Source organism: Paenibacillus sp. YN15 (assembly GCF_003285005.1).
Lineage (GTDB): Bacteria > Bacillota > Bacilli > Paenibacillales > NBRC-103111 > Paenibacillus_AR.
In genome coordinates this window covers 87,643-110,963 of record NZ_QMFA01000007.1, presented here as the reverse complement: position 1 = coordinate 110,963, position 23,321 = coordinate 87,643, and the positions used below count along the sequence as shown (strand labels likewise).

The window sequence follows — 23,321 nt, the reverse complement described above, 5'->3', positions numbered from 1 at the left end:
GAGGAGCATCAATTTCATTATGGCAAAACAAAAGATTGTTCTCGCATACTCCGGCGGTCTGGACACCTCGGTGATCCTGGCTTGGCTGAAGCACACCTATGATGCGGAAATCATCACCTTCACCGCCGATATCGGCCAGAAGGACGAACTGGACGGTCTGGAGGCCAAAGCTCTGCGCACCGGCGCCTCCAAGGTTTACATCGACGACCTGCGGGAGGAGTTCGCCAAGGACTTCATCTATCCCATGTTCCAGGCAGGGGCCCTGTATGAAGGCCAATACCTGCTGGGCACCAGCATCGCCCGTCCGCTGATCGCCAAGCGGATGGTGGAGATTGCCCGGGCAGAAGGCGCTACCGCCATCGCCCACGGCGCTACCGGCAAGGGCAATGACCAGGTCCGCTTCGAGCTGACCGCGGCGGCTCTGGCTCCCGAGCTGGAAGTAATCGCCCCGTGGCGGCTGGAGCAGTTCCGCGACCAGTTCCCGGGCCGGGCAGAGATGATCGCCTACGCCGAAGCCCACGGCATTCCCGTGCAGGCCTCTGCGGCCAAGCCGTACTCCACCGACCGCAACCTGCTGCATATCAGCTTTGAAAGCGGCATTCTGGAGGACCCCTGGTTTGATCCCAGCGCCGAGTCCAACAAGGGCATGTTCGTGCTGAGCGTATCCCCGGAGGATGCGCCGGACCAGCCGGAATATGTGGAGCTGGATTTCACCCAGGGTGACTGTACCGCCATTAACGGCGTGCCGGTTACCCCGCTGGAGGCCATGGAGAAGCTCAACGAGCTGGGCGGCAAACACGGCATCGGCCGGGTGGACATGGTGGAGAACCGCTTCGTGGGCATGAAGAGCCGCGGCGTGTATGAAACTCCCGGGGGCACCATCCTGTTCACTGCCCATCGAAAGATGGAGTCCATCACCATGGACCGGGATGTGATGCATCTGCGGGATTCCCTGATCTCCAAATATGCGACGCTGGTGTACAACGGCTTCTGGTTTGCCCCGGAGCGCCTGGCGCTGCAAGCGCTGGTAACCGAAAGCCAGAAGAATGTGACCGGAACGGTGCGGCTGAAGCTGTATAAGGGCAATGTCATCGGCGCCGGCGTGAAGAGCCCGGTCAGCCTGTACAATCCCAATATCGCCACCATGGAAGCCGATCCGACCCAAGCCTACAACCAGAACGACGCCACCGGCTTCATCCGCCTGAACGCGCTGCGGTTGAAGGTAGCAGCCGGAGTGGACCAAACCAAGTAAGCGGCTAGTTGGAAGCATCGTACCGTAAGCATGTAGATGAAAAAACGGGCTGCCGGAGGGTTCGGCAGTCCGTTTCTTGCAAAGAAAACAGACTTGCGGGCGGTGGAGGCCAGTCCCAGTCTCCTTTTGGACACTATCCCCTTGGCTCAGGCAACTCCCGGAAAGGATGGGCTATCCTTCCGGCATCCCGCCGGTTCATCTGCATACCTGTGTTTTCCTGAGCAAAAGGGATAGTAGGCGAAGGGAAGGGAAAAAGGCAAACCGGTGACTTTTAAATCCATATATTAGAAGTTGTTACAGGTTTTATCCTGATAAATTGCCTGCCAGCAGGGAAAAAACGTGGAATATTGTGTATAATAGACGAAGGTTGCAAGTGCGAAGCAGATAGAGGAGGACAAGCGCGTGTCAAAATTGTGGGGTGGACGTTTTACCAAACAAACGGATCAATTGGTGGAGGAATATACGGCTTCCATTACCTTCGACAAGGAACTGGCGGAAGAGGATATTCAAGGCAGTCTGGCCCATGTGGCCATGTTGGGGAAATGCGGGATTCTTCCTCTGGAGGACGTGGAGAAGATTACCGACGGCCTTCATCTGGTCTCCAACCGGATCAAGCGGGGGGAGCAGGAATTCTCCATCGGCGACGAGGATATTCACATGAATATCGAAAAGGCGTTGATCGACGAAATCGGGCCGGTAGGCGGCAAGCTTCATACAGGACGCAGCCGCAATGACCAGGTGGCCACGGATATGCACTTGTACCTGCGCAAGCGGGTGGTCCATTTTGTCGGGCTTCTGGCCAAGCTGCAGGAAGCGCTGATCGGACAAGCCAAGGCCAATCTGGATACCATCATCCCCGGCTACACCCATCTTCAACGGGCCCAGCCGATTCTGTTCGCCCATCACCTGATGGCGTATGTCTCCATGTTCCAGCGGGATGCGGAGCGGCTGACGGACAGCTACAAGCGGGTCAATACCCTGCCCTTGGGCGCGGGCGCTCTGGCGGGAACCACCTTCCCCATCGATCGGCATTTTGTGGCCGGACGGCTGGGCTTCGAGCGGGTTTACGAGAACAGCCTGGATGCGGTCAGCGACCGGGATTTCATCCTGGAATTCTTAAGCAACGCCTCCCTGATCATGATGCATCTCTCCCGGCTCAGCGAGGAGCTGATCCTCTGGTCCAGCACCGAGTTTGCCTTTGTTGAGCTGGACGACGCCTTCTGCACCGGCTCCAGCATTATGCCGCAGAAGAAGAATCCCGACGTGCCGGAGCTTGTCCGCGGCAAAACCGGACGGGTGTACGGCAATCTGATGGGTCTCCTGACTGTCCTGAAGTCCCTGCCCCTGGCCTACAACAAGGACATGCAGGAGGACAAGGAGGGGATGCTGGACACGGTGAAAACCCTGAACGGCGCCCTCCAGCTGTTTGCTCCCATGATTTCCACCATGAAGGTGAACAAGGAGCGGATGCGCCAGGCGGTGAACCAGGACTTCTCCAATGCCACCGATATCGCCGATTACCTGGTGAACAAGGGCTTGCCCTTCCGCCAGGCCCACGAGGTTATTGGCAAGCTGGTGCTTTACAGTATCGAGCATAAGAAGTATCTGCTGGATCTGGAGCTGTCCGAGTTCCATAGCTTCTCCAAGCTGTTCGGTGATGATATTTACACCGTGCTTCAGCCGGAGCATGTGGTCAACGCCCGCAATGTGTACGGCGGCACCGCTTCCGCGCAGGTGGCGGCGGCTGTGGAGCGGGCTGAAGCGGCGCTGCAGGAGCTGCAAGCCTGGCACGCTGAGTACACGGAGAAAAGCAAGTAACAGACAAAACAGGCACCGGGCTGCGCCCATGCGCCTGAATGGAAAAGCCCCGGACTCCCTCCTTAAAGGAGCGCCGGGGCTTTTTGCAGCGGACAAAAGCAATTAAGGGTTTATTTTACCACAAGCTCAATATCTCCCGTATCTGTACGGGCCTGCAGCAGCGGACCGCCGCCGGACAGCTGCCCCTCCACCCGGCGTTTCTCCATTCTCTTGGCAGAGAACTCGTTCTGGGAGGGAAGCTGCATGCTGGTCCGGCCCGTATCCGTGGAGAAATCCACGAGCGCAGGGAACACCTTGGCCATGGTCAGCCGGATATCCCCTGTATCGCTCTCCAGATCCGCGGATGCCGGAAGGGCGTCCAGCCCGGCAATAATATGCCCCGTATCGGTGCCAAGAGACAGCTTGGCGGACAGATGGTCCAGCCGCAGCGTGCCGGTATCGCTTCTGGCCGTAAGGCTGGTACCGGTAAAGCCGTTCAGTATGATCTCGCCGGTGTCGCTTTTGACCTCAAGGGTATCCGCTTGGAGAGCGGGCAGGGAAATTCGCCCTGTATCCGTGGTGAAGGACAGGCTGCGGTATACCTTCTCCGGCAGCTCCACGGTGACCTCCAACTTGTTGTTGAACAGCTGGAACAGTTGGGTCACATCGATTCCGATGGAAACCCGTTTGGAGGTGCGCGCCACCGCTCTCACATCGCCGCCTCTATTGTCCAGCTCAATGGCTGCATACTTCGCATCCGCTGCGCGGACCCGGCCGCTCAGCTTGATGCGCATTTGATTGCCGGTGGCGGAGACCACCGTAATATGAGGCGTATCCGTCTGCAGCGAGAAGGATTGGACCGAGGAGGCGTCCAGCTCCTTTTGGACATCCACGGCTGCGGCGGAATTGTCAATTACCCCTTGCCGGTACAACAGCAGCAGCCCGCCGATGCCGATCAGCGTACAGGCCAGAGCCGCCATGACGATTTGTCTTAAGCTCCATCTGATGTTCATTCTAATCCCCCCTGACCAGTCTAAGGTTAAGCGCTATATAGCGTTTGACCAGAGACCAGAAGGCAATATTCAATTTCCACATTGCTGCTCCCAGCAGAACCCCGATTCCGCTCAATGTCATAGTGGCGAAAACCTCCAGAAGCAGCACTTCCAGAGTCGGGGGAATTCCTGTCCCGATGATAACCCAGACAAGGCTGAAGGCGAACAATACGGCCACCAGGGAAAAGGAGAACAGCAGTGAAGCAATGGCCACAAAGGGAGCAAGCGCAAAAATCAGGTTGAACAGCAGCAAGGCGCATGCTGCCGCGAAAGGACGCAAACCGCCCCCGGCGGGTGGGTAAGGCCTGTGGTTATGCGCCCGGGGCGACTGCTCCACGGGAACGGGTATAAAGCCCAGGGAGCGGATAATTTCCTCTTCACTTTTGCCGCCGGCCTCGGCCTGACGGAACAAATCCTCATAAACGCCGAGAATGTTCTCTTGCTCTTCCGGAGGCAAGCCGCGGAGGCGGGTCCGGAGCTGCAGGAAAAAATCGGCCTTCGACATAAGCATCCCCTGCTTCTTTTCTTGATGAAGAACTTGATTCTTAGTATAGCAGGCAAACGGTGAAGGACGAAGTAACCGCGGTCATGTGACCTGTCACATTCTCGAAAAGCGCCGGCGGCGGAGTAATATGACGGGAGTGAAGGGCTAAGCCGGTCTGCAGACGGGGATGGAGACTATGCTACCGGAAGCGGGGGCCCTCCACTCCATCCTCCAGCACTCCCTCCTTGCCCTCCCGGTTCTGTCCGGCCCCTTGGCCGACTTTGCCTCCCACTGCCATCAGAGTGGGCTGGGGCTGGTAGCGGTCCCGGGAAATCAGCTCCCGGGAGAGGATGGTGCCGTTCTCCCGTTTGGTGCGGTAGGTTTCCACCACATAGCCGGGTTTGCCCTTCTGCAGCACCTCCCGCTGGCCTGTGCGGAGAGCGGGATTGATGACGGTTTTCACCGGGGCCTCCAGCTCCTCCACCGTCACCGACTGGATATCGAAGGACTGGCCCTGGGGCAGCCTGCCGAACAGCTTGACCGTCAGCTTGTTGGATTCAGTGAAGGTGCGGATCAAAAGATGGGCATCGGTATTGTTCCGGAACCGGAAGTTGATATAGCCCTCCGAGAAGGTGGCGTCCTGTCCCAAGGGAACATAGCTCACCGGCAGGGAATGGTTGCGCCGCTCCACAATTTCAAGCCCTGCCCGCAGCACGGCATTGTACAGGGTGGAGGATACCTGGCAGATGCCGCCGCCCACTCCCGGCACCAGCTTGCCGTTATAAATCACTGGCGCTTCCTGAAAGCCGAAGCGGCTCTTGGTTTCCTCAATCACCGGCGCATAGTCGAAAATGTCTCCCGGCGCCAGAACCCGGTCATGGATGGTTTTGGCCGCGGAGACGATATTGTGCAAGCGGCCTTCGCCGCCGGGCAGAATGGTGGTGGCGAACTCGCTGATTTTGCGCTCAATGCCTTGACCGGCCAGGGAGTCATAGGTCACCTCGGCACGGACCTCCGAAAGCGGTACGGTCATGACCACGGGATCGGCCTTGGCCGCCTCCTGCTCCGGGGCCAGCCCGCGCCACATGGCCAGCCAGTCCGTGGCCAGAAGGCTGTCCAGCAGTTTTTTCTCATCCACCCGGTAAACCGGAATGTCGGGAATGATCTCCACCTGGTCCTGGCCGGTAATCATCCGTTTGGCGGCGGTGGGCTGCTTGGCGTTGAGCTCGGCCCAGGTTTGCTTTACGAAGCCTGCATAAGCGCCCTCATCGTATAAAATCCCTACGGGCAGATCGGTTTTGCGCAGCTGCCACTTGCGCCAGGCCCGCAGGAAGGGGCTGCCTTCCTTAAGCCGCGCCAGCGCCTGTCTGGGCGCGGAAGCATCCCAGCGGAGTCCGGTGCTGCCGAAAACCGCCGTTTGCTCCGCGGCGGGCATCTCCGAAGCAAACCGGAGCCGCCAGCCTGCCGTTTGCTTAAGGCGGGCGTCCAGCAGCTGTTCCGCCTGGTCCAGGGGCAGTCCGCCCACAGGAATACCGCCGAAGGCGAGGCCGTCAGGCATCCGGCTGTCCAATCCATATAGTCTGATTCCCCATAAGCTTCCGGCTGCCAGGAGCGCCAGCAGGCCCGCGGCGGCGGCTATGCGCTTGCGTTTATCCGTTAACATGGGGACACCTCCCTAAGAGTTTTGTGCGAGCAAAGCTTGCTTCGCAAGCGTGGTCTCGGAGTCAATGTCCAAGCATCGTCTCCTTCCACTATATGAGCGTGTCCCGCGAAATAGTTCACCCGGCACAACGCGGTTGCTGCCGGATTTCGCCCGGAAACCATTCCCGTATTTTCACAGAAAAGTGGACATTTCATGGAATCTTACGGAAAATCGCTTCCGCGATAAAGGAATAACGAATTTTCTGTCGAAGTTTACTAAGCTGGGTATGTTCTTGCGTGACCTGCGCGCTGTCCGATCATTATGAAAGAGTGGATGTGATACTGTGATCGAAATGCAAGACGTCTGGAAAACGTATCCGGACGGAACACACGCCATACGGGGCATCAACCTCAAAGTGGACCGCAATGAATTCGTATACGTGGTAGGGCCTTCCGGCGCAGGCAAATCGACTTTCATGAAGATGATTTATCGCGAGGAGAAGCCCACCAAGGGGCAGATTTTTGTCAACGGTTTTAATCTGGCCAAGCTGAAACCGCGGAAAATTCCTTTTTTGCGGCGGAATATCGGGGTCATCTTCCAGGACTTCCGGCTCCTGCCCAAGATGACGGTGTCGGAAAATATCGCATTTGCCATGGAAGTTATTGAAACGCCCAAGAAGCTGATCCGAAAACGCACCCTGGAGGTGCTGGAGCTGGTCAAGCTGCGGGATAAGGCAGATTCGCTGCCGACCCAGCTGTCTGGCGGCGAGCAGCAGCGGGTGGCCATTGCCAGAGCCATTGTCAACAGCCCATCGGTCATTATCGCAGACGAACCTACAGGCAATCTGGACCCGGATACCTCCTGGGACATTATGAAGCTGATGGAAGAGATCAACTACCGGGGCACCACCATCATTATGGCGACCCACAACAAAGAGATCGTGAACTCCATGCGCAAGCGGGTCATCGCTGTGGAGAAGGGCCTCATCGCCCGCGACCAGGCGAGAGGGGATTACGGTTATGAAGATTAGCACCCTGGGCAGACATTTCCGGGAAGGCGGCAAGAGCCTCATCCGCAACGGCTGGATGACCTTCGCCTCCATCAGCTCCATCGCCATATCGCTGTTTATCCTGGGCATCTTCCTGCTCTTGGCGGTCAATGTCAACCACATGTCCGAGCAAATCGAATCCAAGGTCGAAATTAAGGTGTTTCTCGATGTGAATATCCCTCAGGAAAGTGTCGCCATGCTGCGTTCCGAGCTGGAGGCGCTGGAGGGTGTGGCCAAGGTGGATTACATCTCCAAGGATGAAGGGCTGGCCCTGATGCGGGAGCGGATGGGCGAGGCGGGCAAGCAGTATCTGGAGGGGATGGACGGGGAGAACAACCCGCTGAACGACGCGTTTACGGTAATTGCCAAGGAGCCGCGGGAGGTTGGGGAAGTGACCGCCCGGATCGTGGCCCTGAACGAATCCAAAAACCCGAAGCCCATGGTGAAGGTGGACTACGGCAAATCCACAGTCGATACCCTGTTTAAGATAACCCGCATTGTGCGCAATATCGGCCTGATTCTCGTGGCCTGTCTGGCCTTAACGGCGATGTTCCTTATTTCCAATACCATTAAGCTGACCATAATGGCCCGCGACCGGGAAATCAAGATTATGAAGCTGGTTGGCGCCACCAACGGCTTCATCCGCTGGCCTTTCTTTATAGAAGGGGCGCTCCTGGGCGTGATCGGTTCGGTCATCCCCGCAGGCGTGCTCCTGTACGGCTACTACCGTCTGGTGGATTCCAGCCGGTCGGGGCTGGAGACCATGATGCTGGAGCTAAAGTCTTTTGATGATGTGCATCTGCAATTGTCGGCAATCCTCCTGGCCATCGGCATCGGGATCGGCATCTGGGGGAGTCTCTTGTCTGTGCGTAAATATTTGAAGGCCTAACATATCTTTTTGTTCAGGAGGAAACGGTCGGTGAAAAAGCGTGTACTTGTCCCTTTCATAGCCGTTGCAGCGGCCGCCAGCCTTGTGTTTGTGCCTGTGAGCGGGCATGCCGGGGTGCTGGAAATTCAGAAGCAGATTGATCAGATTGCGCAGCAGGAGAAAGCCAGGCAGAAGGCTAAAGAGGAAGCCGACAAAAAGGTCAGCGGCATTAACGGCCAGATTAAGCAGGAGCAAAAAGGAGTGGACGATCTCCAGAAGGAGATTGATGAGCAGAGCAAGCAGGTGATGGCGCTGGAGCAGCAAATTGCCGACACCAACCTGAAGCTTGCGGAAACCGGCAAGCAGAAGGCGGAGGCGGAGGAGCGGGTGGCATCCCGCAAAAGTCTGCTGGAATCCAGAGTGCGCCTGATGTACATGAACGGCTCCGTTTCATATCTGGATGTTTTGTTGAGCGCCACCAGCTTCAGCGACTTTATCGACCGGTTCCAGAATCTCAGAACCATCGTCGGCAAGGATACGGAGATTCTCCAAGCCAATGAGCGGGACAAGGAAGCCATCACCCAGCAGGAGGCCGAAATCAAAACGCAGCTGGCCCAGGTGACCGATATGCACAGCCAGAAGGCGGCGATTACGGCAACCCTCCAGAAGAACCTGAAGCAAAAGGAAGTTACCATCGCCAGCCTGACCAAGGAGGGCCAGAAGCAGGAGAACATCAGCGAGGAAGAGGAAGCGGCGCTTGAAAAGCTGGTGAAGGACAAGCAAACCCTCTATGCCAAGCTGGCCGAGGAGAAGCGCAAGGAAGAAGCCAAGAAGAATGGAACTGCGGCGGCTGCCAAGCCTGTTTACAGCGGCGGCAAGCTGGGATGGCCGCTGACCATTAACGGCACCATCAGCTCGGAGTTCGGCTACCGGATTGATCCTATCAAGAAGGTAAATAAGCTTCACAAGGGCATTGATCTTGCTGCGCCCAAGGGCACCCCGGTGCTGTCGGCCGATGAGGGTACCGTTATTTTGGCCAGCTGGGTCAGCGGATACGGCAATACCGTGGTGGTAGACCATAATAACGGGCTGGTCACCTGGTACGGCCACATGTCCGCCATCAGCGTCAGCGAAGGCGACTCCGTGAAGCGCGGCGGCAAGGTGGGCGAAGTGGGCTCCACCGGCGATTCCACCGGAAATCACCTGCACTTTGAGGTGCGCAAGGACGGCGGAGACACCCCGACCAACCCAAGACCGTATCTGGGCTTATAGAAAAACCCCCATTTTGAAAATGTGCATTTCCCCAAAAGCCTGCATGCGATGCAGGCTTTTGCAGACTTTTTTTCCAAACGAAGGCCGTTCTTTTCCGGAAAAGGCTTTATATTCCGGACGCGCTTGTCATATACTAGCCAAAGCACGGCAAGAGAGCAAAAAGGTGGTGGTTTTGTTTGATGTTTCGCGGACGGGCAGTTCTTACATTTGTGCTTCTGGGCATGTTTGCCAGCAGCATTCTCACTCTTACCATCGTTGGTTCTCCTGAAGGAGCGGTGCAGACGACTTCGGCTGCGGTCTCCACAGCCGCCCCCGGCGGCGGCTTGTCGAAGGAGGATTTGAAGAAGCTTTCCACTACCTATGATCTGATCAGCTCCAAATATCTCAGTCAGGTGGACCACGACAAGCTTATGAACGGCGCTATCCACGGCATGGTCAATGCCCTGGAGGACCCGTTCACCAGCTACATGGACGCGGAAGAGGCCAAGCAGTTTGACGATACCATCCATTCCTCCTTCCAGGGGATCGGCGCGGAGGTATCGCTGGAGAACGGCAAGGTGACCATCGTGTCTCCCATTAAGGGCTCCCCGGCGGAAAAAGCCGGTTTACGGGCCAATGATGTGATCCTGACCGTCAACGGAGAATCGCTGGACGGGCTTACGCTTACCCAGGCCGTTGTCAAAATCCGCGGTCCCAAAGGAACCCAGGCCAAGCTGGGCGTGGTGCGCTCCGGGTTGACGGAGGCCATTGAAGTGATTGTGGTGCGGGATGATATTCCCGTGGAGACGGTGTACGGAGAGATGGTCAATGATACCGTCGGCAAAATCGAGATCCGCCAATTCGCCACCAATACGGCCGTCCGCTTCAAGGAAGAGCTGAGCCGTCTGGAGACCAAGGGCATGAAAGCCCTGATTATCGATGTGCGGAACAATCCGGGGGGCCTGCTGCCAGTGGTAGTGGATATATCGGAGAATTTCGTGGCCAAGGGCAAGCCGATTCTGCAAATTGAGGACCGGGACGGCAAGCGTGCCCCCACCTTGTCCAATGGCGCCGCGGCTCCCAAGCAGCTTCCGGTAGCGGTGCTGATCAACAGCGGCAGCGCCAGCGCCTCAGAAATCCTCGCCGGTGTGTTCAAGGACACGGGGCTGGGCAAGCTGGTGGGTGAAAAAACCTTCGGCAAGGGCACGGTCCAGATGACCTTCGAGAAGGAGATGGGCGATGGCAGCAACATCAAAATGACCACCTACAAGTGGCTCACGCCCAAAGGCACCTGGATTCACAAAACGGGCATTGAGCCGGATGTGAAAGTGGAGCAGCCGGCGTATTATCACGTGATGCCCTTCTCCAAAAAGAATGAGCTGTCGACGGATGCCAACAACGATGAGGTCAAGTCGCTGCAGGTGATGCTGGAGGGGCTCGGCTACAAGCCGGGCCGTACGGACGGGTATTTCAGCCAGCAGACGGCAGAGGCCCTCAAGCAGTATCAAACCAGCCGCAGCCTTCCTTCCACAGGCGCTGCAAGCATTGCGACGATGGAAAGTTTGGAGAATGACATTATCAATCTCCTGAAGAGCCCGGACAATGATGCCCAATTGCAGGAGGCCATCCGGCTGTTGAGCCAATAAATTGTCGTTCTATGGAATATTAAGGGAAATTAGTGGGCCCGGCAGGAAAAAGGGCCGCCCATGTAGAATGAAGAGAAGGTTAAGGGGAATAAGCTTCCCCGCCTTCTCTTTTTTTGAGCTTGCAGCGATGCATATTTGCATATGGGAATGATTTTGGGATAGGGGGTTGGTGTACGGCTATGGACCTGGCTTTGAATCTGTTGTCCGCGTGGGGAAGAGCGCTGCTGGGGCTCTTGGTGAATCCCTTTTATTACCTGGGGCTGGTGGTGATTCTGCTTCAATACAGACGGCAGATTCGGCTGGAGCGCAAGCTGTTCCATTCCCGCTTTCACTATATGGGCAGGGTCGCTTGGAGATTGGTGGTATGGGGGTTGGCCGCCGGGCTGGGGGCTTCGTTGGTGCTGGCGGTTCTGGGCTCCGCCTTCACCATGGAGGGTATGGTGCTGTTATGGTCGCTGTCGGCGGTGCTGATCCTGTTCCGGCTCCGGTTTTTGTGCCTGGCGTATGCCGCGGGCATCCTGGCCTTGGCCGATGCAGTGATGGGCTGGCTGCCCCAAGGGGCGGATATTCCGGCGCTGGGGTGGCTGTACCGGTGGATGGAGGGAGTGGAGACGCCGGCGCTGCTGGCTTTGGCCGGAATGCTTCATCTGGCGGAGGCGCTGCTTGTCCGCTATCAGGGGAGCCTGACCCGGACGCCGTTGTTTTCGGAGAGCAAACGGGGCCGCGTGATGGGCGGCTTTCAATTATATGCCTTTTGGCCGGTGGCGCTGTTCCTTCTGGTGCCGGCCCAGTCGGGGGGCTTCCAGCTGCCGTGGGCGCCCTTGTTCGGCTCCGGTCTGGCTTCGTCGGGCTGGACCATTCTGGCCTTGCCGGTGGCCATGGGTTTTATGGAGTCCACCTGGACCCAATTGCCGGAGGACAAGGCCCGGAGAACCTCCGGACGCCTCCTGCTGTATGGGTTGGCGGTAACCGGCCTGGCCCTCCTGTCCCACTGGGTGGGGGCATTCCTGCCCGCGGCTGCGGTGCTGACCATCGCTCTCCACGAAGGGATTTTGTGGTGGGGACGTTGGGAGGAGTCCAAGGAAACGCCGCTTTTTGTCCATGACAGCCGCGGGCTGAAAATCCTGGCGGTGCTCCCGGACAGCCCTGCGGAGGCGCTGGGCATCCGGACCGGCGAGATTCTCGCCAAGGTGAACGGACTGCCCGTACACACCAAGGACGAGCTCCATGCCGCTCTGCAGGCCAATCCGGCCTACTGCAAGCTGGAGATCGTCAATCTGCAGGGAGAAAGCCGCTTTGCCGGCAGAGCCATCTTTGCGGGGGAGCATCACCAGCTGGGCATTCTCATTTGCCCGGACGAGAATACCCGCTATGTGGTGGAGGAGCGGCGGCAGCAGGGGCTGGTGTCGGTGCTCGCCCGGTCTCTGGGCGGCTTGTTCGACAAGCAGGGAAGCAGCGACAGAGCGATGTAGGGTCCGCCTTGGGCTGTGGCTGGAGTAGTTTTGCCAACAAAAGCGGGTACTCATTTCCCCATAGCTCCTTAGGGTACATAAAATGTATGCTATTGTTCAAAAGTGGGGGGCTTGGCGGAAGCAGCGTACATAAAATGTATGCTATTACGTGTAAAATAGGAATTTTTGAGCCGTGCAGGCCCCTTAGCGTACATCCTATGTATGCTAAGCGGGCTTTTTTTGGCGGATCAGGGAAATAGCAAACATTGCTTGCCGCTTACATCCGCTGCAAGGTGGGGACTGGCGGTTGATCCGTGAAAAAAGACGCCGGCAGAATTAGAATCCATCGGCGTCCTTATGCGAAGCAGTTGCTGATAGGCAGGTGCTTACACTACATCCAGCACTACCATTTGGTGATTCTCCAAAAGCGGCAGCATGAAGCTTACCGCTCCGTCGCTGCTGTCGGCGGTGAAGGGCAGCTCCGTCCCCTGCGGGGCCAGGTAGACCCGTTTCACCGGCTCGGGCAGGCGGAGGGTGACTGCGGTATTATGCAGCGGGATGATATCCTCGATCACCTCTACGCGTCCCTTTTTCACCGGAGTGTTATAGAGCAGGTGCTGGACATAACGCCGTTCCTTATCCTGGCGCTGGAGGGTGATAATCCCCCTGGCCGGCAGGCTGGTTTCCACCATCGGCCTGGGCAGCAGGCGTTGCAGGGCGTAATGCGCCATCTCCTTTAGGATCAGATGGCCGTTGTCGGCATAGTCGGAGAACAGCTTCCAGGCAATATAGATGCCCGCCTCGCTTTCCACCATGCCCGGTCCTCCGTCCTCACCACTGGTGGGGGTATGCTGATGGGAGCAGAAGGAGAAGACATCCCGGTTGAAATAGGGATTCTCCCGCCTGCCCAGCTGCTGTCCGCCGGGAGCCAGCTCCACCTGTTGGCCCTCCGCATACATGACGAAGGCGGCAGGCTTCAAAGGCCCAGGCACAAAATCCGGCCGGAAATAATCCGGGCAATAGGGGTTTGCGCCCACATGCCTCACCCCAAGGTCCAGGGCAAAGGCCGACTCCGTCTCATCCAGGCCGGACTGTCCGGTGGCCAGCACTTTGCCGCCTCCGGCGATAAAGCTGCGGACCCGGTCCGCCAGCTCCGGCCACAGCACCGCCTCATCGGGCAGCACCAGCACCTTGTATGCGCCAAAATCGGCCTGCGTATCCACCACATCAAACAGATAATGGCATTCGGTCAAAATCCGCACAACTCCGGGATCGGCCAGCTTGTTGCGCTCCTGCTTCTTCAATGCCGGCGGAGCCGCCTCCTGCACCGCCTCCAGGGACAGCACCGCCACCTCCGCCACACTGGACACGCCGGTGCACCAGGGCTCCTTGGCCTCTACCTCGGCGTAGGCCTCCCCGATCAGCGAATAGGTGGCCGGGTCCATCAGGCCCTTGGGATGAAGCTGGTCGCCGATGGAGCAGCCCGCCCCGTGAGCCAGGCTTAAGGCCGTCTCGAACCGGAGGGCATTGGGGTGCTTATACCCCCCGAACTCTCCCCACGCCTGATGGAATTTTCCGGTCATGCCCAGGAAGTCCATGCCCAGGGTTTGGGCGTAGCGGGCGGACAAGGGGAAATGGTCATAGCCCCAGCCGCCTGTGGGCAGCGACTCCAGCTCCAGATGGGTGTTGGCATGGGCCAGCTCCCGGCGTCCGCGGGTTTGGTGGCCGCTGTTGTGGAAGATGGGCAGGCCGGGCTTGATGCTGTGCACCACCTCCCGGACACGGTCGGTGTAGCGGAGATAGGTTCTGCGGCCAAGGGCGATTACGGCATTCAGGTCGCGGGGGTCCTGCCCGCTGCGGCGCAGCTCGGCGACACAATACTGGCAGTAGCATCTGCGGCTGCCCACAATATCCAGAAAGATGCCGTCGGCGTCATAGTTCTGAACCACTTCTTCAATTTGAGCCAGCAGGATGTCCAAATAGGGGGTGTTGAAGCAAAATTCATGGTACCCCGCCTCCATAAACCCCTTCACCCAACGGGTTTGATCCTGAATGTCGCGGATCAGCCAGTCCGGGTGGCGGCGGGCCAGCTTTTCATCCAGTCCGGCGGAGAGATACACAGGAGTTTTGACCCCGATGGCATGGGCCGCTTCAATCATCTCTCCCAGCAGGTCGAAGGAGAGGCCGGGATGCATCTCATTGGCCTTGCTGGGATGGTAGGCCCAGCCGTGATGGCATTTGGAGAATACGGTAATGGAGTCGACATGGCCCTCCCGCAGCATGGCCTGGAATTGGGACTTGGAAAAATCCCTTCCGATATCGGCGATGGCTTCGGAAGTATGAAAATCCAGATGAACCTGACGCAATCTCATAGTGATCTCTCCTCGCTCTTTCGTTCATCGATCAGGGCAATCTCCCGCTCCAGACGGCGGGCGGCTGCCAACGCTTCCTCCAAGGGCAGGGCATCGGCCGCTTTGACGGGATGGGTATGGCCCACATGCTCTTTCCAAGCATCGGCCAAAATCCGGTGGCGCTGGAGAACCAGGGGCAAGCCCGCCCAATTTTCAAGTGCAGCTGCCAAGTCCGGCATCCCGGTCACATCCTCGCCAAACAGCTCCGCCAGCAGGGTGCGGGCCATAACCCCGTGTCCAAAGGCATTGGGATGGATTCCGTCTCCGGATGAATAGCCGGGCTGCTGCGCTCTTCGGGACGCGGTGGCCTGGAGCAGGGGAGTCCGGATGTCGATCACGCCCTCCGCCTCCGGCGGCGGATCGGACAGCAGCCAGTGGGCGTACGCACCCAGCACATGGTCGTATTCCCGGTGCGGGGACAAATAGCTGTAGTCCGGCTTGCCGTCCTCCCCGATTCCGGGCGGAGGAAATGCAAAGGAGGCGGCGTCAAACGGCGGCGGGGTCAACACAACCGGTTTGGCTCCCGCGGCTTTGATGGTTTTTAATAGCGCCAGCATCCCGGTCTTGTAAGCCTGAAAACGCTCCTCGGACAGGGGATGGTAAATCCCGTCGTTCATTCCGTAGCAGCAGACCACCCAATCGGGCTTTGTTATCTCCAGGGCATTCTCCACCCGGTCATGGACGCAGGGGCGGGAAAAGGGATGTCTTTTTTCGCTCAGGCCGGATGCGGTTTCGCTGCTCACTCCCAGTGGAATCAACTCCAGCCCCGGCTTGGGCTGGCCATGCCGGAAATAAGCCTCCAGATAGGCGATGTAAAGGCCGTTGTCGGTGACGCTGTCCCCCAGGAACAGGACTCTGGCCGTAAGCGGCACCGGGCCGGGTTGATGAGTCTGTAGAGACATGTGCAGCCTCCTTTCAGGCAATCTCTGTTGAATGGACGCTCCAAGCATACCTTCGAACGGCGCAAATGTTTACTGTACATACGCAAGATTCCTGTATAAGCTCCTGTACATACTCCAATAAACTGCAAACCCCCTAATGCGGAAGTGTCCGCAAGGGGGGTTTTGAGGTATGGCGCCGGTATGTACCGCGGTACTCCCGGATATGCAGCATCACGTTAATTCAGCTTCAGCGGCTCCCGCAGGACGACGATTTCCACCCGCCTGTTTTTGGCCCGGTTTTCCTCGGTATCATTGGGGGCAACGGGCATGGTGTCCGCATAGGCGGAGGAGACGAACATATTGTCATTCATTCCCGGGGTGCTGAGCAGATAGCGGACCACGGAAACGGAGCGGGCCTGGGAGAGTCCCCAGTTGTCCTTGTACAGGGAGCCGGTTTGCAGGGGCAGATTATCCGTATGGCCCTCAATGCTGACCTTAGTGTCGAGACTCCGGAACAGCGAACCCAGCTTGTCCAGAATGGGCAGGGAGGCGGGCTTCAGATCGGCCTTGCCCAGATCGAACAGCACCATATCGTTCAGCTTGATAACCACACCCCGCTGAACATCTCCCGCAGTGACCTGCGCCTGAAGATTGTTTTCCTGAATGTATTGGTTCACCTTGGAGAGCAGGTCCTGCAGCTCCCGCTCCCTTTCCTCGCGGGCGCTGGCGGCGCTTGGGGAAGGAGAGGATGTAGGCGGGGGAGTCACAATCTCCCCTTGCCCCTGCTTCAGGTCCCCTGCAGGTCCATTGTGCTTCTCCAGAATCGTTTCTCCCTTGGCAAATTCCAGATGGAGGGATTTGGACAAAGCCTCATATTTAGCCGTGTCCACCTTGCTCCAAGCGTACATGACAACGAAAAAGATCAGCAATAGCGTAATCAGGTCCGAATAGGTAATGAGCCAGCGTTCATGATTCCCGGAGGTGTTTCCCTTTTTCCTATTGCCCCTTCTCAATGCCGGCACCTGCCTCCCTAATGCTGCCTCTGTCCTTCTTGAACTGGGTGAAGGAAAGCAGCTTTTTGCGGATCAGCTGCGGGTTCTCGCCGGCCTGCAGAGCCAGAATGCCCTCCAGCATCAGCTCCCGCTCGGAAATTTGCTCCTCGCTTCGGGTCTTGATTTTGGAGGCGATGGGCAAATAAATCACGTTGGCGCTGAATACGCCGTACAAGGTGGCGGTAAAGGCGATGGCGATGGCGGGAGCCAGGGATTCCGGATTTTCCAGACTGCCCAGCACATGAATCAGTCCCAGCACGGTGCCGATAATCCCCATGGTTGGCGCATAGCCCCCTGCCGCTTCAAAAATCTTGGCATGGCCTTCATGCCGGTCCTCCAGAGAATCCATGTCCAGCTCCAGAATCTGGCGCGTCAGCTCCGGGTCTGTGCCGTCTACCACCATCAGCAGCCCCTCGTGCAAAAACGGATGGGGATTCTCCAGAGCGCGCTGCTCCAGGGCCAATACCCCCTCACGCCGGGCGATTGTGGCCATATCCACGATTTCGTCAATCAATACAAGAGGATCGCTTTTTTTCTGGACAAACGCCATTCTGAGCGCTTCGCCGATTCCCTTCAGCTGCGCTCCCGGAAAGCTGACCACTACCGCGCCGATGGTTCCGCCGAACACAATCAGCAAAGCGCTGGGCTGATACAGCGCATCAATATGCCCTCCGTCCAAGGCGTATCCGCCGATCAAGCCGGCAAAGCCGATGATCAGGCCGATTAAGGTTGTCATATCCACATCATGTTTCCCCTTTCATGGGCTGGTATGAAGTATGTGTGTAAAACAATTACAGATAAAGCAGAAAAAAGTGCCCCGTTTTCTTTGCATTCGCCAGGGAAAGCGGGTATAATATATGGGAACAGGCATTCCCATTGTACAATATTTGTAACTTTGTCAATTTTTTTATCGGGTTTTGTCGCCGAAAAGTTTAGTATAAATCAATCAAGCGGGTTTTCCGTTGTGAGGGTGATCGTATGAGTGAATCTGCATTAAACCAGCGGAAGTTCCAGCTGGTATCGGAATTTTCGCCCCAAGGGGATCAACCGGCGGCCATTGAGGAGCTGGTCAAGGGCATCCAGTCCGGACAGAAGTTCCAGACGCTGCTGGGCGCTACGGGAACAGGCAAGACCTTTACCGCAGCCCAGGTGATCGCCAGGCTTAACCGCCCGACGCTGGTCATCGCCCACAACAAGACGCTGGCGGCCCAGCTGTGCAGCGAATTCAAGGAGTTTTTTCCGAATAATGCGGTGGAATATTTCGTCAGCTACTATGATTACTTCCAGCCGGAGGCTTATATTCCCTCATCGGATACCTATATAGAGAAGGATTCCAGCATCAACGACGAGATTGACAAGCTGCGCCACTCGGCCACCAGCGCTTTGTTCGAACGCCGGGACGTCATTATTGTAGCCAGCGTCTCCTGCATCTACGGCTTGGGCTCGCCCCAGGAATATAAGGATCTGCGCCTGTCCCTGCGGGTGGGCATGGAGCGGCCGCGCAACGATATTCTCCACAAGCTGGTGGATATCCAGTACCAGCGCAATGACCTGAATTTTGTCCGGGGCACCTTCCGGGTGAGAGGGGATGTGGTGGAGATTTTCCCCGCCTCCCAAGGGGAGCATGCGGTGCGTGTGGAGATGTTCGGCGACGAGATCGAGCGGATTACGGAGATCGATGTGCTCACCGGGGAAATCCTCGGCACCCGGGATCATGTGACCATTCCCCCGGCCTCCCACTTTGTCACCCAGCAGACCACGCTGCAGAAGGCGGTGGCCAACATTGAGGTGGAGCTGGAGGAGCGTCTGGCGGAATTGCGGGGAGAAGGCAAGCTGCTGGAGGCCCAGCGTCTGGAGCAGCGGACCCGGTACGATATCGAGATGATGATGGAGATGGGCTACTGCTCCGGCATCGAGAATTACTCCGCCCATCTGACCTTCCGTCAACGGGGCGAAACCCCGTATACGCTGCTGGATTATTTCCCGGACGACATGCTGTTTATTATCGACGAGTCCCACGTGACCCTGCCGCAGATCCGGGGCATGTACAACGGCGACCGGGCCCGCAAGGAGATGCTGGTCTCCTACGGCTTCCGGCTGCCGTCGGCGCTGGACAACCGGCCGCTGCGCTTTGAGGAGTTTGAGAGCAAGTTCACCCAGGGCGTGTTCGTATCTGCGACCCCCGGCCCCTTCGAGCTGGAGCACTGCCCCAAGATGGTGGAGCAGATCATCCGGCCCACCGGGCTGCTTGATCCCATTGTGGAGGTGCGTCCCACCAAGGGGCAGATCGACGATATGCTGGGAGAAATCCGCGACCGGATCGCCAAGGACGAGCGGGTGCTGGTTACGACTCTGACCAAGAAGATGGCCGAGGACCTGACGGACTACCTGAAGGAGCTGGGCATCAAGGTGCGTTATCTGCACTCGGACATCAAGACCATTGAGCGGATGCAGATTCTCCGGGAGCTGCGTTTGGGCGTGTTCCATGTGCTGGTGGGCATCAACCTGCTGCGGGAGGGCCTTGATCTGCCGGAGGTATCCCTGGTGACCATTCTTGATGCGGACAAGGAAGGTTTCCTCCGGGCGGAGCGCTCCCTGATCCAGACCATCGGACGGGCGGCCCGGAACGCAGGCGGCAAGGTCATCATGTACGGAGATAAAATAACCGAATCCATGGAAAAGGCCATCAGCGAGACAAAACGGCGGCGGGCCATCCAGGAGGAGCATAACCGGAAGAATGGCATTACGCCCCAGACCATCCAGAAGCGGGTGCGGGATGTTATCGAAGCCACCAAGGCGGCCGAATCCAAAGCCGAATATCTGGCGGGGGTCAAGGGTGCGAAGATGTCCAAGAAGGATCGCATGAGCCTTATCGAGCGTCTGGAGAAGGAAATGAAGGATGCGGCCAAGAACCTCCAGTTCGAAAAAGCGGCGCAGCTGCGCGACGCCATCATGGAGCTGAAGGTGCAGGATTAGAGAGGAGCCTACGGCTCCAATACGGTTGAGGAGAAAGGTGGAGGCCTGAAAGTGGCAAGCGAATCCATAGTTGTGAAGGGCGCCCGCGCCCATAATTTGAAAAATATCGATGTCACCATCCCGCGGGACCGGTTTGTGGTGCTGACAGGCTTAAGCGGCTCGGGCAAGTCATCCCTTGCTTTTGATACAATCTACGCGGAAGGACAGCGGCGCTATGTGGAGTCGCTGTCTGCCTATGCCCGGCAGTTTCTCGGCCAGATGGACAAGCCGGATGTGGACTCCATCGAGGGCCTCTCTCCGGCTATCTCCATCGACCAGAAAACCACCAGCCGGAATCCCCGGTCCACGGTGGGTACCGTAACGGAGATCTATGACTATCTGCGGCTCTTGTTTGCGCGGATCGGCCGTCCCCATTGCCCGGAGCACGGCATCGAGATTACCTCCCAGACCGTGGAGCAGATGGTGGACCGGCTGATGGAATACCCGGAGCGCACCCGTCTGCAAATTCTGGCCCCGGTAGTATCGGGACGCAAGGGAGAGCATGCCAAGCTGTTGGCGGACATCGGGAAGCAGGGTTTTGTCCGCGTCCGTGTCAACGGCGAGCTGCGGGAGCTCTCCGAGAAGATTGAGCTGGAGAAGAACAAGAAGCACAGCATCGAGGTTGTGGTCGACCGCATCATCGTCAAGGATGATGTTCAGACCCGTCTGGCCGATTCTCTCGAAACAGCCCTCAAGCTGGGCGAAGGCCGGGTGCTGGTGGATGTGATGGAGCATGAGGAGCTTCTGTTCAGCCAGAACCTGGCCTGCCCCGAATGCGGCTTCAGCATGGAGGAGCTGTCCCCCCGGATGTTCTCCTTCAACAGCCCCTTCGGCGCCTGCCCGGAATGCGACGGCTTGGGCATGAAGATGATTGTGGACCCGGATCTGCTGGTGTCCGATACGGACAAGACCATTGAGGACGGGGCGTTTGCCGCTTGGGCCGGCAGCACCTCCACCTACTATCCCCAATTCCTGGCATCGGCCTGCCGTCATTATGGCATTCCCATGGATGTGCCGGTGAAGGATCTTACACCTGAACAAATGAAGATTATCATGTACGGAACCGGCGGGGAGCGGATTCGCTTCCAGTACGAGAATGATTTTGGCCAGCGCAAGGATGCCATGGTTCCCTTTGAGGGGATCGTTCCCAACCTGGAGCGCCGGTACCGGGATACGGCTTCCGAGGGCATCCGGGAGTTTATTGAGCAGTTTATGGCCTCCAAACCCTGCTCCAAGTGCAAGGGGCACCGTCTGAAGCCGGAAATTCTGGCGGTTACGGTGGGGGGGGAGAACATTTCCTATGTCACCTCCCTGTCCATCGGCGAAGCCCAGGAATTCTTCGAAAAGCTTCCCCTGACCCACAAGGAGGAGACCATCGCCCATTTGATCCTTAAGGAAGTCAAGGCACGGCTGGGCTTTTTGGTCAATGTGGGGCTGGATTATCTGACCTTGAGCCGTGCCGCGGGCTCTCTCTCCGGCGGCGAAGCCCAACGGATCAGGCTGGCCACCCAGATCGGCTCCAGCCTGATGGGGGTTCTGTACATTCTGGACGAACCCAGCATCGGGCTGCACCAGCGGGACAATGACAGGCTGATTCAAACCCTGCACCATATGCGGGATTTGGGGAACACCCTGATTGTGGTGGAGCATGACGAGGATACCATGCTGGCCTGCGATTATATTATCGATATCGGTCCGGGAGCGGGCATTCACGGCGGCCAAGTGATTGCCGAGGGTACGCCCCAGCAGGTGATGGAAAATGAGGCGTCCCTGACCGGACAATACCTGAGCGGACGCAAATTCATCAAGGTGCCTCTTGAACGCCGGAAGACCAATGGCAAGTGGCTGGAGATCAAGGGCGCCAAGGAGAACAACCTGAGGAATGTCAATGTGAAGATTCCGCTGGGTGTGTTCAGCTGTGTGACCGGGGTGTCGGGCAGCGGCAAGTCCACCTTGGTGAACGAAATTCTGTACAAGACCCTGGCCCGGGACTTGAACGGGGCCAAAACCCGTCCCGGCGAATATAAGTCCATCAGCGGACTGGAGCATGTGGAAAAGGTCATTGACATCGACCAGTCGCCCATCGGGCGGACGCCCCGCTCCAATCCGGCCACTTACACTGGCGTGTTTGACGATATTCGGGATGTCTATTCGGCCACCTCGGAGGCCAAGATCCGCGGCTACAAGAAGGGCCGCTTCAGCTTCAACGTCAAGGGCGGGCGCTGTGAAGCCTGCCGCGGCGACGGCATCATCCGCATTGAGATGCACTTCCTGCCGGACGTGTATGTTCCTTGCGAGGTTTGCAAGGGCCAACGCTACAACCGGGAGACGCTGGAGATCAAATACAAGGGCAAGAGCATTGCCGAGCTGCTGGAAATGACCATTGAAGCCGCGGCGGAGTTCTTCAAGAACATTCCGCGGATTCACCGGAAAATCCAGACGCTGGTGGATGTGGGCCTGGGCTATATGAAGCTGGGGCAGCCTGCCACCACCTTATCAGGCGGCGAGGCCCAGCGGGTGAAGCTGGCGGCGGAGCTGTACCGGCGCAGCACCGGCAAGGCTATCTATATTCTGGATGAGCCGACAACTGGACTGCACACCGATGACATCGACCGTCTCTTGACGGTGCTGCACCGGCTGGTAGACAATGGCGACTCGGTGCTGGTCATCGAGCATAACCTGGATGTCATCAAAACAGCGGACTACCTTATCGACCTGGGCCCCGAAGGGGGCAGTCGCGGCGGCACAATCGTTGCCACCGGCACGCCGGAGGAGATTGCTGCTGTGGCCGGGTCCTATACCGGCAAATATCTGAAGCCGATTCTGGAACGGGATTTGGCCCGGACCCGGAAGGCATTGGAGGAGGAGCCGCAGGAAGTGGAGGAAAAGGCGGCCAGCCTCTAAAAATGTAGGCAGCCTGCCAACGAAAACAGTCTGGCCGGCAATCAAAACGCCGCATATCGTACAGGAGGCTTGTACGGCATGCGGCGTTTTTGTGTTAGAAGAGTTATAGTTCCTACCAGCCAAAATCCAAGGTTTTCCCGGTTTCCGCCAGGGTTTTGATGTTGCTCAGGATCATCCACCAGCTTTCTCCGGACCGTTCTATAGCGGGATGGCCGGGTGTGAACTGGTCATTGACCAGTCTCATTTTGGTGCAGCTGCCTACAGGCTCAAAGGTAAAGGTTACCCGGGATTCCAGTTCGGCGTGATTCGGCGCATAAGAAGGGCCGGGATGCTCCACATAGCTGAATTTGCGATGGGGCTCCCATTCCAGCCAGGTTCCATACACATGAACCGTTTCCGGACCGTCATTGCCGGGACCAACGTAGGCAAAAGCCTCCCCGGGCTGAAAGGTGGAACGCAATTCGCAGCCGAAAAATATTTGCCGGACCCCCTCTGGCCCGGTGAGGATTTGCCACAGCTGCTCCGGGGTAGCCGCTACATAAAAGTCATATTGATGTCCCATAAAGC

The 23,321-nt window shown here is 57.8% G+C and carries 17 protein-coding genes; 9 read left to right on the top strand and 8 right to left on the bottom strand.

Annotated features, from left to right (window positions below; translation table 11 throughout):
- Positions 1–19 precede the first annotated feature (19 nt).
- Positions 20–1,252 carry an argininosuccinate synthase gene (locus tag DQG13_RS08530; RefSeq protein ID WP_113019324.1) on the top strand — a complete coding sequence of 411 codons (1,233 nt, stop codon included), beginning with the start codon at positions 20–22 and terminating at the stop codon, positions 1,250–1,252.
- A 402-nt stretch (positions 1,253–1,654) separates the two neighbouring features.
- Entirely contained in the window at positions 1,655–3,070 is a 1,416-nt protein-coding gene (gene argH, locus DQG13_RS08525; protein ID WP_113019323.1) for an argininosuccinate lyase, read from the top strand.
- A gap of 110 nt (positions 3,071–3,180) precedes the next feature.
- Here argH and DQG13_RS08520 read toward each other — a convergent pair whose 3' ends face one another.
- The 3 genes from DQG13_RS08520 to DQG13_RS08510 form a co-directional block, all read right to left on the bottom strand.
- Entirely contained in the window at positions 3,181–4,062 is an 882-nt protein-coding gene (locus DQG13_RS08520) for a DUF4097 family beta strand repeat-containing protein (RefSeq protein WP_113019322.1), read from the bottom strand.
- A 1-nt stretch (position 4,063) separates the two neighbouring features.
- Positions 4,064–4,606, bottom strand: coding sequence for an HAAS signaling domain-containing protein (locus DQG13_RS08515; protein ID WP_181592651.1), 543 nt, complete (start codon positions 4,604–4,606; stop codon positions 4,064–4,066).
- Positions 4,607–4,784: 178 nt separating this feature from the next.
- Entirely contained in the window at positions 4,785–6,248 is a 1,464-nt protein-coding gene (locus DQG13_RS08510; protein WP_113019320.1) for a VanW family protein, read from the bottom strand.
- 322 nt (positions 6,249–6,570) lie between these two features.
- Between DQG13_RS08510 and ftsE the strand changes: the two genes are divergently transcribed.
- From ftsE to DQG13_RS08485, 5 genes are all read left to right on the top strand, one after another.
- On the top strand, positions 6,571–7,257 hold the full coding sequence (gene ftsE / locus DQG13_RS08505) for a cell division ATP-binding protein FtsE (protein ID WP_113019319.1): 687 nt from the start codon (positions 6,571–6,573) through the stop codon (positions 7,255–7,257).
- Positions 7,247–8,164, top strand: coding sequence for a permease-like cell division protein FtsX (gene ftsX / locus DQG13_RS08500; RefSeq protein WP_113019318.1), 918 nt, complete (start codon positions 7,247–7,249; stop codon positions 8,162–8,164). Before ftsE ends, ftsX begins: the two co-directional genes overlap by 11 nt.
- A gap of 30 nt (positions 8,165–8,194) precedes the next feature.
- The gene (locus DQG13_RS08495) at positions 8,195–9,415 is read left to right on the top strand and encodes a murein hydrolase activator EnvC family protein (RefSeq protein WP_113019317.1); all 1,221 of its coding nucleotides are present in this window, start codon (positions 8,195–8,197) and stop codon (positions 9,413–9,415) included.
- 176 nt (positions 9,416–9,591) lie between these two features.
- Entirely contained in the window at positions 9,592–11,040 is a 1,449-nt protein-coding gene (locus tag DQG13_RS08490) for a S41 family peptidase (RefSeq protein WP_113019316.1), read from the top strand.
- 179 nt (positions 11,041–11,219) lie between these two features.
- A complete protein-coding gene (locus tag DQG13_RS08485; RefSeq protein ID WP_113019315.1) occupies positions 11,220–12,512 on the top strand; it encodes a PDZ domain-containing protein in 1,293 nt (430 codons plus the stop codon).
- A gap of 365 nt (positions 12,513–12,877) precedes the next feature.
- Here DQG13_RS08485 and DQG13_RS08480 read toward each other — a convergent pair whose 3' ends face one another.
- From DQG13_RS08480 to DQG13_RS08465, 4 genes are all read right to left on the bottom strand, one after another.
- The gene (locus DQG13_RS08480) at positions 12,878–14,863 is read right to left on the bottom strand and encodes an alpha-amylase family protein (protein WP_113019314.1); all 1,986 of its coding nucleotides are present in this window, start codon (positions 14,861–14,863) and stop codon (positions 12,878–12,880) included.
- A complete protein-coding gene (locus DQG13_RS08475) occupies positions 14,860–15,804 on the bottom strand; it encodes an SGNH/GDSL hydrolase family protein (RefSeq protein WP_181592650.1) in 945 nt (314 codons plus the stop codon). Before DQG13_RS08475 ends, DQG13_RS08480 begins: the two co-directional genes overlap by 4 nt.
- A gap of 215 nt (positions 15,805–16,019) precedes the next feature.
- Positions 16,020–16,796 (bottom strand): flagellar motor protein MotB, encoded by a 777-nt coding sequence (locus DQG13_RS08470; protein WP_258525547.1) that lies wholly within the window; start codon positions 16,794–16,796, stop codon positions 16,020–16,022.
- Positions 16,780–17,577, bottom strand: coding sequence for a flagellar motor protein (locus DQG13_RS08465; protein ID WP_113019311.1), 798 nt, complete (start codon positions 17,575–17,577; stop codon positions 16,780–16,782). Before DQG13_RS08465 ends, DQG13_RS08470 begins: the two co-directional genes overlap by 17 nt.
- A gap of 236 nt (positions 17,578–17,813) precedes the next feature.
- On the opposite strand from DQG13_RS08465, the gene uvrB reads away from it, so the two are divergent.
- Both uvrB and uvrA read left to right on the top strand, forming a co-directional pair.
- On the top strand, positions 17,814–19,811 hold the full coding sequence (uvrB, locus tag DQG13_RS08460; protein ID WP_113019310.1) for an excinuclease ABC subunit UvrB: 1,998 nt from the start codon (positions 17,814–17,816) through the stop codon (positions 19,809–19,811).
- Positions 19,812–19,862: 51 nt separating this feature from the next.
- Positions 19,863–22,754 carry an excinuclease ABC subunit UvrA gene (uvrA, locus tag DQG13_RS08455; protein ID WP_113019309.1) on the top strand — a complete coding sequence of 964 codons (2,892 nt, stop codon included), beginning with the start codon at positions 19,863–19,865 and terminating at the stop codon, positions 22,752–22,754.
- 112 nt (positions 22,755–22,866) lie between these two features.
- On the opposite strand, the gene DQG13_RS08450 is transcribed toward uvrA, so the two are convergent.
- The gene (locus tag DQG13_RS08450; RefSeq protein ID WP_113019308.1) at positions 22,867–23,316 is read right to left on the bottom strand and encodes an SRPBCC family protein; all 450 of its coding nucleotides are present in this window, start codon (positions 23,314–23,316) and stop codon (positions 22,867–22,869) included.
- Between the last annotated feature and the right edge of the window lie 5 nt (positions 23,317–23,321).

Bases quoted from the DNA above. Each gene is read 5' to 3' on its own strand.
- DQG13_RS08520 (WP_113019322.1), bottom strand. From the start codon at position 4,062: ATGAACATCAGATGGAGCTTAAGACAAATCGTCATGGCGGCTCTGGCC.
- DQG13_RS08480 (WP_113019314.1), bottom strand. From the start codon at position 14,863: ATGAGATTGCGTCAGGTTCATCTGGATTTTCATACTTCCGAAGCCATC.
- DQG13_RS08530 (WP_113019324.1), top strand. From the start codon at position 20: ATGGCAAAACAAAAGATTGTTCTCGCATACTCCGGCGGTCTGGACACC.
- DQG13_RS08510 (WP_113019320.1), bottom strand. From the start codon at position 6,248: ATGTTAACGGATAAACGCAAGCGCATAGCCGCCGCCGCGGGCCTGCTG.
- DQG13_RS08515 (WP_181592651.1), bottom strand. From the start codon at position 4,606: ATGTCGAAGGCCGATTTTTTCCTGCAGCTCCGGACCCGCCTCCGCGGC.
- DQG13_RS08450 (WP_113019308.1), bottom strand. From the start codon at position 23,316: ATGGGACATCAATATGACTTTTATGTAGCGGCTACCCCGGAGCAGCTG.
- DQG13_RS08485 (WP_113019315.1), top strand. From the start codon at position 11,220: ATGGACCTGGCTTTGAATCTGTTGTCCGCGTGGGGAAGAGCGCTGCTG.
- DQG13_RS08475 (WP_181592650.1), bottom strand. From the start codon at position 15,804: ATGTCTCTACAGACTCATCAACCCGGCCCGGTGCCGCTTACGGCCAGA.
- uvrB (WP_113019310.1), top strand. From the start codon at position 17,814: ATGAGTGAATCTGCATTAAACCAGCGGAAGTTCCAGCTGGTATCGGAA.
- ftsX (WP_113019318.1), top strand. From the start codon at position 7,247: ATGAAGATTAGCACCCTGGGCAGACATTTCCGGGAAGGCGGCAAGAGC.